General features: G+C 56.4%; 12 protein-coding genes. 7 read left to right on the top strand and 5 right to left on the bottom strand.

From position 1 onward, the window contains the following. Positions 1-44: 44 nt before the first annotated feature. The gene (locus ACQG0T_RS10315; RefSeq protein ID WP_047062644.1) at positions 45-911 is read right to left on the bottom strand and encodes an aldo/keto reductase family oxidoreductase; all 867 of its coding nucleotides are present in this window, start codon (positions 909-911) and stop codon (positions 45-47) included. 145 nt (positions 912-1,056) lie between these two features. On the opposite strand from ACQG0T_RS10315, the gene tcp reads away from it, so the two are divergent. Further along, positions 1,057-2,718 carry a methyl-accepting chemotaxis citrate transducer gene (tcp, locus tag ACQG0T_RS10310; protein ID WP_017384568.1) on the top strand — a complete coding sequence of 554 codons (1,662 nt, stop codon included), beginning with the start codon at positions 1,057-1,059 and terminating at the stop codon, positions 2,716-2,718. A 32-nt stretch (positions 2,719-2,750) separates the two neighbouring features. Here tcp and smrA read toward each other — a convergent pair whose 3' ends face one another. Both smrA and ACQG0T_RS10300 read right to left on the bottom strand, forming a co-directional pair. After that, positions 2,751-3,314 (bottom strand): DNA endonuclease SmrA, encoded by a 564-nt coding sequence (gene smrA, locus ACQG0T_RS10305; RefSeq protein WP_045142526.1) that lies wholly within the window; start codon positions 3,312-3,314, stop codon positions 2,751-2,753. A 350-nt stretch (positions 3,315-3,664) separates the two neighbouring features. Next, a complete protein-coding gene (locus tag ACQG0T_RS10300) occupies positions 3,665-4,570 on the bottom strand; it encodes a LysR family transcriptional regulator (protein ID WP_003857524.1) in 906 nt (301 codons plus the stop codon). Positions 4,571-4,745: 175 nt separating this feature from the next. Here ACQG0T_RS10300 and ACQG0T_RS10295 point away from each other — a divergent pair, with 175 nt between their 5' ends. From ACQG0T_RS10295 to uspE, 6 genes are all read left to right on the top strand, one after another. Beyond that, complete coding sequence (locus ACQG0T_RS10295; RefSeq protein ID WP_252051011.1) at positions 4,746-6,056, top strand: M20 family metallo-hydrolase; 1,311 nt, start codon at positions 4,746-4,748, stop codon at positions 6,054-6,056. Further along, a complete protein-coding gene (locus ACQG0T_RS10290) occupies positions 6,056-7,501 on the top strand; it encodes a M20 family metallopeptidase (protein WP_271040725.1) in 1,446 nt (481 codons plus the stop codon). Before ACQG0T_RS10295 ends, ACQG0T_RS10290 begins: the two co-directional genes overlap by 1 nt. A 44-nt stretch (positions 7,502-7,545) precedes the next feature. Continuing rightward, positions 7,546-9,072: a p-aminobenzoyl-glutamate transporter gene (abgT, locus tag ACQG0T_RS10285; protein ID WP_032104209.1), complete on the top strand. Its 1,527-nt coding sequence runs from the start codon at positions 7,546-7,548 to the stop codon at positions 9,070-9,072. Between the two features lie 9 nt (positions 9,073-9,081). Beyond that, a complete protein-coding gene (gene ogt, locus ACQG0T_RS10280) occupies positions 9,082-9,597 on the top strand; it encodes a methylated-DNA--[protein]-cysteine S-methyltransferase (RefSeq protein ID WP_045334113.1) in 516 nt (171 codons plus the stop codon). A 183-nt stretch (positions 9,598-9,780) separates the two neighbouring features. Beyond that, the gene (gene fnr, locus ACQG0T_RS10275) at positions 9,781-10,533 is read left to right on the top strand and encodes a fumarate/nitrate reduction transcriptional regulator Fnr (RefSeq protein WP_000611906.1); all 753 of its coding nucleotides are present in this window, start codon (positions 9,781-9,783) and stop codon (positions 10,531-10,533) included. 137 nt (positions 10,534-10,670) lie between these two features. Continuing rightward, complete coding sequence (gene uspE / locus ACQG0T_RS10270) at positions 10,671-11,621, top strand: universal stress protein UspE (RefSeq protein WP_006808916.1); 951 nt, start codon at positions 10,671-10,673, stop codon at positions 11,619-11,621. A gap of 40 nt (positions 11,622-11,661) precedes the next feature. On the opposite strand, the gene ACQG0T_RS10265 is transcribed toward uspE, so the two are convergent. Both ACQG0T_RS10265 and pntB read right to left on the bottom strand, forming a co-directional pair. Continuing rightward, complete coding sequence (locus ACQG0T_RS10265; RefSeq protein WP_032619779.1) at positions 11,662-12,771, bottom strand: mechanosensitive ion channel family protein; 1,110 nt, start codon at positions 12,769-12,771, stop codon at positions 11,662-11,664. A 107-nt stretch (positions 12,772-12,878) separates the two neighbouring features. Further along, complete coding sequence (pntB, locus tag ACQG0T_RS10260; protein WP_003857541.1) at positions 12,879-14,267, bottom strand: Re/Si-specific NAD(P)(+) transhydrogenase subunit beta; 1,389 nt, start codon at positions 14,265-14,267, stop codon at positions 12,879-12,881. Positions 14,268-14,276: the final 9 nt, after the last annotated feature.

Raw genomic sequence — 14,276 nt, 5'->3', positions numbered from 1 at the left:
AGCAAAAGCCCGAAAAATCCTCCGGGCTTTTGCTGCCATCGGGATTACCCCACCAGCGAATTTAACGTCTCCAGCGCCTCAGGCGGCAATACCAGATCGGCTGCCGCCAGGTTTTCACGCAGATGCGCCACCGACGAGGTTCCCGGGATCAAGAGGATATTTGGCGAGCGTTGCAGCAGCCATGCCAGCGCCACCTGCATCGGCGTCGCGCCCAGTGAATCCGCCACCGCCTGTAGTCCGGAAGATTGCAGTGGCGTGAAACCTCCCAGCGGGAAGAACGGCACCCAGGCAATCCCCTGCTGCGCCAGCGAATCGACCAGCGCATCGTCACCGCGATTCACAACGTTGTACATGTTCTGTACACACACCACGGAAACTATCTTCTGCGCTTCAGCGACTTGCAAAGCGGTGACGTTGCTCAGCCCAATATGGCGAACCAGCCCCTGCTGTTGCAGCTCCGCAAGGGTACTCAGCGGCGCGGCAATCGAGCCTTCCGCCGGTCCGTGGGTGCTAAACATGATCCGCAGGTTAACCACGTCCAGCACATCCCGCTTCAGGTTACGCAGGTTGTCATGCACCGCCTGCGTCAGCTCCTGCGCGGAAAACGCCGGCAGCCAGGAGGCATCCTCGCCGCGTCGGGCTCCGATCTTGGTCACAATCGTAAGGTCGTCCCGGTACGGATGAAGCGCCTCGCAGATAAGCTGGTTGGTCACATGAGGTCCGTAAAAATCGCTGGTATCAATGTGATTCACACCCGACGCCACCGCTTCACGCAGCACCGCCAGCGCCGCATTTTTGTCTTTTGGCGGACCAAAAACGCCAGGCCCGGCAAGCTGCATCGCGCCATAGCCAAATCGTTTAACCGTACGCGTTCCGAGCGTGAACGTTCCGCTTTTATCTATGCTGCTCATGCTGACCTTCCTCATAAAAAATGATCCGGATTTACAACAGGTTCCGCAACGAAACCATTAGTTAAGCAATAGTAAAATTAAAGTTTAAATTCGCTACGACGATAGTATTGATGTAACCCTGCCTCTTCTCTTACGGATGACCGCCATGCTGAAAAATCTGCACGTGATTACCGGTATTATCTTTGCCCTCACCATATTCTGTCTGCTGCAAGTTGTCACGGGAGGGTTGTTCTACTCTGCCGTTAACAACGATCGTCACAACTTTCAGAACTCCGGGTTACTCAATGCCCAACAGGAGAGCCTGAGCGACAGCGTTAACACGCTGGTGAAAACGCGCGTTACCGTCACCCGCGTGGCGATCCGCTACCTGAAAAACCAGCGCGATCCGGCCTCTCTCGCAGCAATCAACACGTTGTTGGGCACCGCGAACGGTTCGCTGACCAAAGCCGAAGACTATTACAAAAACTGGCAGGCGATTTCGCAGGTGAAGGGCCAGAATGCCGCGCTCACCGAAGAGATGCAGAAAGCCTGGAAGCAAATGCACGAGGTGATGCGCTTGTCCATTGAGTATCTGCGCGCCGATAACTATCAGGCCTATGGCGACCTGGACGCCCAGCAGGCGCAGGATGAGATGGAGGCGGTCTATACCCGCTGGCGCGCTGAAAACAACGTGCTGCTGAAAGCCGCCGCCGAAGAGAATCAGAGCAGCTTTACCCAGATGCAGTGGACGCTGGCGGCGATCTTCCTGACTGTGATCGCCGTGCTGGTGGTGATCTGGCAGGGTTTACAGCACCTGCTCCTGAAACCGCTCAACGCCATCATGAACCATATTCGCACCATCGCGAGCGGCGATCTGACGCAAAACGTCGCGATTACCGGGCGCAACGAGATGGGCCAGCTGGCTGCTGGTCTGCACGAGATGCAGCAGTCGCTGGTGAGCACCGTCAGCGCCGTGCGCGGCAGCACCGATTCTATCTACACGGGCGCAGGAGAAATTGCCGCCGGGAGTAACGACCTTTCCGCGCGAACCGAGCAGCAGGCAGCCTCGCTGGAAGAGACCGCCGCCAGCATGGAAGAGCTGACTGCCACGGTGAAACAGAACTCGGATAACGCCCGTCAGGCGACGCTGCTGGCGAAGAATGCGTCTGAAACCGCCGCACGCGGCGGTCAGGTGGTGGATAACGTGGTGCGTACCATGAATGACATTGCCGACAGTTCTCAGCAAATTGCGCATATCACCGGCGTTATCGATAGCATTGCCTTCCAGACCAACATTCTGGCGCTCAACGCGGCGGTTGAAGCCGCCCGTGCCGGGGAACAAGGTCGCGGCTTTGCGGTCGTGGCAGGTGAAGTACGGACGCTGGCCAGCCGCAGCGCGCAGGCGGCAAAAGAGATCAAAGGGCTTATCGAGAACTCTGTCAGCCGGGTGAATACCGGCTCGGAACAGGTGAGCGAGGCGGGTGCGACCATGAAAGAGATCGTCGCGGCCGTGACGCGCGTAACCGATATTATGGCTGAGATTTCCTCGGCGTCTGACGAGCAGAGCCGCGGTATAGAGCAGGTCAGCCTGGCGGTCTCGCAGATGGACAGCGTCACGCAGCAAAACGCCGCGCTGGTACAGGAGTCGGCAACGGCGGCGGCGGCGCTGGAAGATCAGTCTGAACAGCTGCGTCAGGCCGTGGCGGCATTCCGGCTGAACGCTCAGGCATCGCTGGCGGCTCGCCCTAAAAACGTGAAAACGCCCGTACTGCTGCGCCCGTCAGCGGCAGGCGCGAATACAGCTGACGCGAACTGGGAAACCTTCTGAGTGACAGGCGGGCATCTCGCCCGCCTTCCTGATTAGCGGCTGCGCTTGGCGTGGCGCTCCCAGTTATCTCGCTTCGCATCCTCTGACTTACGCAACGAGACATAGCATGCTCCGCTGCCGCCGTGATGCGGCTGCGCTTCGCAAAAGGCCTGTACTTCGTCGAACTCGGTCAGCCAGCGCGCAAGATAGCTGCGCACCACGTTAGGATGCGACTGCTGTTCACGCCCTTTACCATGCACGATGATCAGGTTGCGTAGCCCGTCACGTCCGGCCTGGCGAATAAAGGAATAGACCAGCTGGCGGCAGTGCTCCGCAGGCTGGCGTAACAGCGTTAAGCTGGCCTGACGGGAATATTTGCCGGAACGCAGCTTATCAAATACCCCCTGCTGTACCCCTTCGCGCTGGTACATGAGCGGCTCGGCAAGGGGCAACAGTTCCAGAAACCCCAGCGTCAGAAAGTTATCGAGCTGCTCAGTATCTATTTCCTGACGCGCCCGCGTGTTGCGGCTCTGCTGCCAGTGAATATCCGCGCAGCGTTTGAGCGGCTGGACATCCTCCATGGCGTCAAGAAAAAGGGATTTGTCGTCAGGGTTCATGGAAATCCTCCGGCTACATCTGAGTGATGTACTATACCTGCGCCCGTTGCGGGTCTCAATCATCCAGGCACGGGTTCAAATAATGGCTTAAGGAACAGATAATCGCAGACGCAATAAATTTAATCTAACCTTAACTTAAATTTCAGCCGTAATTAATTAAATAATTTACGTTAAAAAATCGTGAAATCAATCACTCAACGTCCTTCTCTTTTAAGAAAAAGCTGTTATAACTTAATAAACCTGCCCAACGGATAATGCATGTAGGATCCGCGAAAGGATGCACGACTGTGTGTACTGTGGAGTCTGTCTGATGTCGGGCAGACTCTATTTTTTTATTGTTGTTATTTTGATTAAATTAATTTCCTGGCTTCCCTTCGAAACTGCGTGATTAATGATTCGGCAAGCGGTGTCTGGCGAGAATCACGACGCTGAATTAAATAATATGCTGCTTTAGGCAGGGTTTCGACAACCGGCAGCATTATCAGACGGTGCGCCAGAAGCGGATCGCAGCCCAGCTCCTGCGGTAAAATGCTGATGAAATCGCTTTGTGCGACGAGGCTAATACAGGAGGAAAAGGTCTCACAGACAACGCCAATTCGCGGTATTTGAGAGCGATGGTTAAAAGTATCCTGCAACTGCTTATAATAACTTCCCCGGGGCGTAGGCATCGTCCAGTTATATTGCAGAAGCTCATTAATTGAGGTCGCCCCTGTCGCCGGATGCCCTGCCCGACAAAATACAGCAAAAGGCTTTTCGAACAGCTTTTCAAACGTAAATTCGTGATCGTATGGCCCCTGATAATAGGTATTGATGGTAAAGTCCAGCTCACCCTGACGTAATTCATTAATCATCGACACCAGCTGGCCTTCCATAATCCGGACGTTGACCTGAGGATGCTGCGCATGAAAACGCGTAATGACGGCCGGCATCAGGCTGCGTGAAATGCTGGCTCCCATCCCAATATTGATCTGCCCGGCAAGCTCGCCCTGTCGCTGGCGGATGTCATCCTGCGCTGCACGCAGCTCTTCCAGAATCAAATTAGCGCGGTGATAAAACCCTTCCCCGCACTCGGTCAGCGCGACGCCTTTACTCCGGCGCACAAACAGCTGGGCCGCCATACCCTCCTCCAGCTCTTTAATGGATTTGGTCAGCGCGGGCTGCGAAAGATTAAGCGTCCGGCTGGCGCCGCGAATGCTGCCCTGACGCGCCACTTCGACAAACGCCCTGATTTGATGAAATTTAATCTGAAATGACATAACGAGACCGATAACCGTTGTTTATCAGAGTAAAGAAACTGTCATCTACTTTAATGGAAACGGATGTGCGAGGGTAATTCCTGAACGGTTAAAACTGTGAAAAAACGATTAGTGATAAGTAAAAACTATCACAGCGTGAAGCAGTTCACATATTTTAATGATGACAGGAAAAGATATGAACGCACTGGCGCAGTACATTCAGACATTAGCTCCACAACTGAGCGCATGGCGTCGCGATTTCCACCATTTTGCGGAATCCGGCTGGGTAGAGTTTCGAACAGCTGCGAAAGTCGCGGAGATCCTCGACTCGCTGGGCTACGAACTGGCGATGGGGCGCGACGTGGTCGATGCCGAAAGCCGTATGGGACTGCCCGATGACGCCACCCTTTCGCGAGAGTTTGCCCGCTCCCGGGCGCAGGGTGCGCCGGAGAAATGGCTGGCGCCGTTTGAGGGCGGATTTACCGGCATTGTGGCGACCCTGAATACCGGACGTCCGGGCCCAACGCTGGCGTTTCGGGTAGACATGGATGCACTTGATTTAAGCGAAGCGCTTGACGAAAGTCATCGCCCCTTCCGCGACGGTTTTGCCTCCTGCAACCCGGGCATGATGCACGCCTGTGGCCACGACGGGCATACCACCATTGGTCTGGGGCTTGCGCAGGTGCTTAAGCAGCATGAAGCGCAGCTCAACGGCACCATCAAACTGATCTTCCAGCCTGCCGAAGAGGGTACGCGCGGCGCGCGGGCTATGGTCGCCGCAGGCGCGCTGGACGGCGTGGACTACTTTACCGCCATTCATATCGGGACCGGCGTGCCGAAAGGGACGGTGATCTGCGGCAGCGATAACTTCATGGCGACCACCAAATTTGACGTGCGCTTTACCGGGGTCGCCGCACACGCTGGCGGTAAACCAGAAGAGGGCCGTAACGCCCTGCTCGCGGCTGCCCAGGCCGCCATCGCGCTGCATGGCATCGCACCACACAGCGAAGGCGCGTCCCGGGTTAACGTCGGGGTCATGCAGGCGGGCAGCGGACGCAACGTGGTTCCGGCTGATGCGTTGCTTAAGGTTGAAACCCGCGGCGAAAGCGAGGCTATTAATCAGTATGTCTTTGAGCGCGCACAGGCGGTAATTACCGGCGCGGCGGCGCTCTACGGCGTAACAGCCGGGGTAAACCTGATGGGGGCGGCGACCTCCAGCGCCCCTTCCCCGGCCTGGGTCGATTATCTGCGCGAACAGGCAAGCCAGGTGCCCGGCGTGACTCATGCCATTGATAAGGTCAAAGCGCCTGCGGGCTCCGAAGATGCCACGCTAATGATGGCCCGCGTACAGCAGAACGGCGGCATGGCCTCGTATATGGTCTTCGGCACCGAGCTGAGCGCCGGACATCACAACGAAAAATTCGATTTTGATGAGCAGGTGATGAACGTTGCCATCGAAACGCTGGCGCGAACTGCGCTTAATTTCCCGTGGACGCGAGGTGTGTAATGCAGGAGAACTACGCTTTTATCGCCGATGCCATCGACACGCGATGTCAGACGTTTACCGATATTGCCGACGACATCTGGGATCATCCCGAAACGCGCTTCGAAGAGTTCTGGTCCGCCGAACGGCTCGCCAGTGCGCTGGAAGCCGAGGGCTTTGCCCTGACGCGGGAAGCCGGAGGCATTCCCAATGCCTTTATTGCCAGCTACGGCAGCGGCAAGCCCGTTATCGCCCTTCTGGGCGAATACGATGCCCTGGCCGGGCTAAGCCAGCAGGCGCACTGCGCGACGGCGCAATCCGCCACCCCGGGGGCGAACGGCCACGGCTGCGGGCATAACCTGTTAGGCACTGCTGCCTTCGCCGGGGCGGTGGCGGTGAAAAGCTGGCTGGAACAACACGGCGGCAGCGGAACGGTACGATTTTACGGCTGCCCCGGCGAGGAAGGCGGCTCCGGTAAAACCTTTATGGTACGTGAAGGGCTGTTTGACGACGTGGACGCTGCCGTGACATGGCACCCGGAGGCCTTTGCCGGGATGTTTAACGTCAGCACGCTGGCCAATCTTCAGGCCGCCTGGCGGTTTAAGGGGATCGCCGCTCATGCCGCAAACTCCCCACATCTGGGGCGCAGCGCGCTGGATGCCGTGACGCTGATGACCACCGGTACAAACTTCCTCAACGAACACATCATTGAAAAAGCGCGCGTTCATTACGCCATCACCGATACCGGCGGGATTTCGCCCAACGTGGTACAGGCCCAGGCCGAGGTGCTGTACCTGATCCGCGCCCCGGAGATGGCCGATGCGCAGCAGATCTACGCGCGCATCGAGAAAATCGCCCAGGGTGCGGCGATGATGACCGAAACCACCGTCGAGTGCCGCTTTGATAAAGCCTGCTCCAGCTATCTGCCGAACCGTACGCTCGAAGCGGCGATGTACCGCGCATTGCAGCATTATGGCACGCCGGCCTGGACGGAAGAGGAACGCGAATTTGCCCGTGAAATCCGCGCCACGCTCACGGCAAACGACCTGCAAAACAGCCTGAAAAACATTGCCGCAACGGGGGCCGAAGAGGGAAAAGCGTTTGCCCGACGCCATCAGGAGACGCTGCTGGTGGATGAAGTTGCCCCTTACGCCATCACCGATAACGTGCTGGCAGGCTCCACCGATGTGGGGGATGTCAGCTGGAAGATGCCTGTCGCACAGTGCTTTAGCCCCTGTTTTACCGTCGGCACCCCACTGCATACCTGGCAATTAGTGGCGCAGGGGCGTACCTCAATTGCCCATAAAGGCATGTTGCTGGCCGGAAAAGTGATGGGCGCGACCGCGCTGCATCTGCTTCAGGATGCCGACCTGTTGCGAAAATGCCGGGAAGAGTTCGAACAACACATAACAGAAAAACCGTACGAGTGTCCGATCCCGCAGGGCGTGACACCGTCACCTTTAAAATAAAAAAACACAACACAACAACACAACAACAGTCCCGAGGAACGCCCATGAGTATGTCTTCCATACCTTCGCATTCCCCATCCGGTAAGCTCTATGGCTGGGTTGAAAGGATCGGCAATAAAGTGCCGCACCCTTTCCTGCTTTTTATCTATTTAATTGTCATCCTGATGGTCGCGACGGCCGTGCTGTCCGCCTTTGAGGTGAGCGTGCGCAGCCCGGCCGACGGCAGTATGGTAGCAGTGAAAAACCTGCTCAGCGTTGAAGGGTTGCACTGGTTTTTGCCGAACGTGATTAAAAACTTCAGCGGTTTTGCGCCGCTGGGCGCCATCCTGGCGCTGGTGTTAGGCGCGGGACTGGCCGAACGCGTGGGTCTGCTGCCCGCGCTGATGGTGAAAATGGCCTCGCACGTCAGCGCGCGTTATGCCAGCTATATGGTGCTGTTTATTGCCTTCTTCAGCCATATCTCGTCCGACGCGGCGCTGGTGATCATGCCGCCGATGGGGGCGCTGATTTTCCTCGCCGTTGGCCGTCATCCTGTTGCGGGCCTGCTGTCGGCGATTGCGGGCGTCGGCTGTGGGTTTACCGCTAACCTGCTTATCGTGACCACCGATGTGCTGCTCTCCGGCATCAGTACGGAGGCAGCCAGCACCATCGATGCGACTATGCACGTCAGCGTGATCGACAACTGGTACTTTATGGCCAGTTCGGTGATTGTCCTGACGATTGTCGGGGGGCTGATTACCGATAAGATCATTGAGCCGCGCCTGGGTAAATGGGAAGGCCGGAGCGATGAAAAGCTGGAGACGCTGAGCAAAGAGCAGCAGTTCGGCCTGCGCGTAGCCGGGATCGTCTCGCTGGCGTTCATTGCGGTGGTGGCGCTGATGGTGGTGCCGGAAAATGGCGTGCTGCGCGATCCGATCAAACACACCGTACTGCCCTCGCCGTTTATTCAGGGCATTGTGCCGCTGATAATTCTCTTCTTCTTCGTCGTTTCGCTCGCGTTCGGCATCGCCACCGGCAAAATCCGCCGTCAGGGAGATCTGCCGCACCTGATGATCGAGCCGATGAAGGAGATGGCGGGTTTTATCGTGATGGTGTTCCCGCTGGCGCAGTTTGTCGCCATGTTTAACTGGAGCAATATGGGCAAGTTTATGGCCGTGAGCCTGACGGACGCGCTGGAGGCGGCGGGGTTGAGCGGTGTTCCGGCATTTGTCGGCCTGGCGCTGCTGTCGTCCCTGCTGTGCATGTTTATTGCCAGCGGGTCGGCCATCTGGTCGATTCTGGCGCCCATCTTTGTCCCCATGTTTATGATGCTCGGCTTCCATCCTGCGTTCGCCCAGATCCTTTTCCGTGTCGCCGATTCCTCGGTGATCCCGCTGGCGCCCGTGTCACCCTTCGTTCCGCTGTTTTTAGGCTTCCTGCAACGCTACAGACCGGAGGCTAAGCTGGGTACCTACTATTCGCTGGTTCTGCCCTATCCGCTTATCTTCTTAGGGGTATGGCTGGTGATGCTGGTGGCGTGGTATCTTGTCGGCCTGCCGATTGGACCGGGTGTTTACCCGAGGCTGAACTAAGGAGTACTGATGCTGAGATTACTCGAAGATAATATTGCGACGCCGCTGGGGCCGCTGTGGGTTATCGCGGATGAAGCGTTCAATCTGCGCGCGGTTGAATGGGAAGAGCACAGCGACCGGATGGTTGAGCTGCTCAACATCCATTATCGCGCCGAGGGTTACGAGCGTATTACTGCCCGTAATCCTGGCGGGCTGAGCGATAAACTGACGGCCTACTTCGAGGGCGATCTCAGCATTATTAATACCCTGCCAACCGCCACGGCGGGCACCCCTTTCCAGCGCGAGGTGTGGCAGGCGCTGCGTAATATTCCCTGCGGGCAGGTGATGCACTACGGTCAGTTGGCAGAACAGCTTGGCCGTGCCGGCGCGGCGCGCGCGGTCGGTGCGGCAAATGGCTCTAACCCCGTCAGCATTGTGGTGCCTTGCCATCGCGTGATCGGGCGCAACGGCACCCTCACCGGCTATGCCGGGGGCGTACAGCGCAAAGAGTGGCTGCTGCGTCACGAAGGGTATTTTCTGCTGTAATTCCCAGGCTTTTTGTGCTTAATTTTCTTCCTGTTAGGTTCATAATCCTTAATCATTCTGTGGAATTTCAAGGAGATGGCAACACGCTGCCGTCTCTTGTCTTTATTGGGGGTTTGCCAGACTTACGTCCTTACCAAAAAGATGTTAAAATTGACCAATATCAATTAAGGCTTGAGCAAACCTATGATCCCGGAAAAGCGAATTATACGACGCATTCAGTCTGGCGGTTGTGCTATCCATTGCCAGGATTGCAGCATCAGCCAGCTCTGTATCCCGTTTACTCTGAATGAGCACGAACTCGATCAGCTTGACAATATCATCGAGCGCAAAAAGCCTATTCAGAAAGGGCAGACGCTGTTTAAGGCGGGAGACGAACTGAAATCGCTCTATGCTATCCGTTCTGGCACTATCAAAAGCTACACCATTACCGAACAGGGCGACGAGCAGATCACCGGCTTCCATCTGGCAGGCGATTTAGTCGGCTTTGACGCCATCGGCAGTGGCCATCACCCGAGCTTTGCTCAGGCGCTGGAAACCTCTATGGTCTGCGAAATTCCGTTTGAGACGCTGGACGATCTGTCCGGTAAGATGCCGAACCTGCGTCAGCAGATGATGCGTCTGATGAGCGGTGAGATTAAAGGCGATCAGGATATGATCCTGCTGCTTTCCAAAAAGAATGCCGAAGAGCGTCTGGCCGCCTTTATCTATAACCTCTCCCGCCGTTTCGCGGAGCGTGGCTTCTCCCCGCGTGAATTCCGTCTGACCATGACGCGCGGTGATATTGGCAACTATCTGGGCCTGACCGTGGAAACCATCAGCCGTCTGCTGGGTCGCTTCCAGAAGAGCGGAATGCTGGCGGTTAAAGGTAAGTACATCACCATCGAAAACGGTGAAGCGCTGGCCATTCTGGCGGGTCACTCACGTAACGTGGCATAACTCTCCCGGATATCTTATGCCAGGTCGATAAATTTTCATGATTATTGATCTGGCAAAAACTTCCCCCCTGTTTCATTCAAGATATATAGGTTACTCTTTTACTTACAGACTGTGGTGACAGTAGTAAGGAGACCTGTATGGCAAAGTATCAAAACATGCTGGTGGCTATCGATCCTAACCAGGACGATCAGCCGGCATTACGACGTGCTGTGTATTTACATCAACGGATTGGTGGCAAAATTAAAGCCTTTTTGCCGATTTATGACTTCTCATACGAGATGACCACCCTTCTGTCGCCTGACGAGCGCACCGCTATGCGTCAGGGAGTGATCAGCCAGCGTACCGCGTGGATCCGCGAGCAGGCGAAATATTACCTGGAAGCGGGCGTACCGATTGATATCAAAGTGGTCTGGCACAACCGACCTTTCGAAGCCATTATTCAGGAAGTGGTGGCCGGTGGGCATGACCTGCTGCTGAAAATGGCGCACCAGCATGACAAACTGGAATCCGTGATTTTCACTCCAACCGACTGGCACCTGCTGCGCAAATGCCCTTGCCCGGTATGGATGGTGAAAGATCAGCCATGGCCTGAGGGCGGGAAAGCCGTCGTGGCGGTGAATCTGGCCAGCGAAGAGGATTATCACAATTCGCTGAACGAGAAGCTGGTGAAGGAAACCATCCAGCTTGCCGACCAGGTTAACCACACCGAAGTCCATCTGGTGGGCGCCTATCCGGTTACGCCAATCAATATCGCCATCGAGTTGCCTGAATTTGACCCGAGCGTGTATAACGACGCGATTCGCGGTCAGCATCTGCTGGCCATGAAAGCGCTGCGCCAGAAATTCAGTATCGATGAGAATATGACGCACGTAGAAAAAGGGTTACCGGAAGAGGTTATTCCGGATCTGGCGGAGCATTTGCAGGCCGGGATTGTGGTGCTGGGCACCATTGGCCGGACCGGTATCTCTGCCGCGTTCCTGGGAAATACCGCCGAGCAGGTGATTGACCACCTGCGCTGTGACCTTCTGGTCATCAAACCGGATCAGTATCAAACGCCGGTTGAACTGGACGATGAGGAAGACGATTGACCCCAAAATGAAAGCCCGCCGGTAACGGCGGGCTTTTTTATTACGCTTCGCTCAACCGCTGCGTCGGTGCCTCGTCGCCGGCATTCATCCAGGGCGCGTGCAGAACCATGCTCGGCAGCGCCAGCTTGATCTCCTGCTGGTTCAGCCCCTCCAGAATACGGATATTGATCTCCTGCTGAATATCCATGTACTTGTTGTAGTCCGCCGTATTAACGATATGGACCACCTCGAAGGTCAGGCGATCGCGATCGAAGCCCAGGAAATGGGCGCGGTCAAACTTCGTTTCCCCGACGTCGGTAATGATCTGTTTGACCATATCACCCACTGAACGCAGTTTGTCCGGCGCCGTGTCGCTGGCAACCCCGAAGGTAAAGACGATCCGGCGCGTTTGCATCCGTTTGTAGTTATGCAGCGTCTGTTGCAGCAGAATGGCGTTCCCGCAGACAATCTGCTCCCCGCTCAGGCTGCGGATACGGGTGGTTTTCAGGCCAATGTGCTCTACCGTCCCGGCGACATCGTTAAACACCACAAAATCGCCAATTTCGAACGGCTTATCAAAACCGATGGAAAGCGATGCAAACACGTCGCTCAGGATCGTTTGCACCGCGAGGGCGATTGCAATACCCCCTACCCCAAGGCTGGCAACCAGAGCAGTGATGTTGACGCCCGCGTTAGCAAGAATAGACAGCAGCATCACTGACCAGACTATGGCACGGAGGATAAGCCCCGTGATCACCAGCGTCACCGGGTTTTTATGGCTTCCCGGCGCCAGCATGACGTGACGAAGCCACGACACCACCCCCTGATCCATCCACAGCGCCACCTGGATAGCGAAGACCAGGAACCAGGCGTGGCTCACGGTACCAAAGAGATGATCCGGTAAGTCGACGAAACGCAGGCTGAATAACAGCGCCACGACAAAAAGCAGGACGCGGCTGGTGCGGTTAAGCATATCCGTCAGGATAAAACGCATCCGGTTGGTGGTGGGGTGCTTGTCGCCCCAGGTAGTGATCCCTTTCTTAACGAAGGCAATCAGACGCGTCAGCAGCCAGTACACCAGCAGAGTCACAAAAACCACCGTGGCGACGCCGATCCAGAAAGATGGCGTCATCATCAGCTCGATGATGTCGAAGCGGGACAAAAATCGCATTACACCTCCTCGTATTACACAAAGGGTAAAGTATAGACAGAGGAGAAAAGCTGGCCGCAGAAATAAGAAAACCGCCCCAGGGGGCGGTTTGTCAGGATGAAGCGCAATTACAGCGCTTTCAGGATCGCATCCACGCTGGCCTTGGCGTCGCCAAACAGCATGTGGGTGTTATCTTTAAAGAACAGCGGGTTCTGGACGCCAGCATAGCCGGTGTTCATAGAGCGTTTGAAGACAATGACGTTCTGCGCCTTCCACACTTCGAGAACAGGCATACCCGCAATCGGACTACGCGGGTCGTCCTGCGCTGCCGGGTTAACGGTGTCGTTGGCGCCAATCACCAGCACGGTGTCGGTGTCGGCGAAATCATCGTTGATCTCGTCCATTTCCAGCACAATGTCGTAAGGCACCTTCGCTTCCGCCAGCAGCACGTTCATGTGGCCTGGCAGACGCCCCGCCACCGGGTGAATACCAAAGCGGACCTTGATGCCGCGCGCGCGGAGTTTCTCGGTGATTTCCGCCACCGGGTACTGCGCCTGCGCCACCGCCATGCCATAGCCTGGGGTGATGATGACGGAATGCGAGTTTTTCAGCATCTCTGCGGTGTCTTCCGCGCTGATTTCACGGTGTTCACCCACTTCCTCATCAGAACCGGTTGATGAGCCGTCAGAACCGAAGCCACCCGCGATGACGCTGATAAACGAACGGTTCATCGCCTTACACATGATGTAAGACAGGATCGCACCGGAAGAACCGACCAGCGCACCGGTGACAATCAGCAGGTCGTTGCTCAGCATAAAGCCTGCCGCCGCCGCCGCCCAACCGGAGTAGGAGTTCAGCATGGAAACCACCACCGGCATATCTGCTCCGCCGATAGACGCCACCAGATGCCAGCCGAAGGCCAGCGCGATGATGGTCATCACCAGTAACGCCAGCACCTGCAAGCCTACGCTTTCGGTACGCACGAAGACCACCAGCAGCACAAAGGAAACGACCAGCGCCGCCAGGTTCAGCTTGTGGCGGTTAGGCAGCATCAGCGGTTTGGAAGAGATCTTCCCGCGCAGCTTGCCGAACGCCACAATCGACCCGGTGAAGGTCACCGCACCGATGAAGATGCCGAGGAACACTTCGGTCAGGTGGATGTTCACCAGAATCGGCTCCAGGCCCGGTTCGTGGTACAGGTAGCTGTTGAAGCCCACCAGCACCGCCGCCAGACCCACGAAGCTGTGCAGAATGGCAACCAGCTCCGGCATCTCGGTCATTTCAACGCGTTTCGCCAGACGAATACCAATCGCGCCGCCGATGATCATCGCCACCAGGATCCACGCCACGTTGCCGGTGTCCGGCCCAAAGATGGTGGCAATCAGCGCAATCGCCATCCCGGCGATACCAAAGTTATTTCCCTGCTGAGACGTTTCGTGTTTGGAAAGCCCCGCCAGACTGAAAATAAACAGGATTGCAGCAACAATGTATGCGGCTGTAACTAATCCTCCAGACATATGCTACCC

The organism is Enterobacter cloacae complex sp. 302F9 (assembly GCF_050030335.1).
Lineage (GTDB): Bacteria > Pseudomonadota > Gammaproteobacteria > Enterobacterales > Enterobacteriaceae > Enterobacter > Enterobacter hormaechei_C.
The sequence above is the reverse complement of the archived record's forward strand: the minus strand, read 5'-3'. Positions and strand labels throughout refer to the sequence as shown.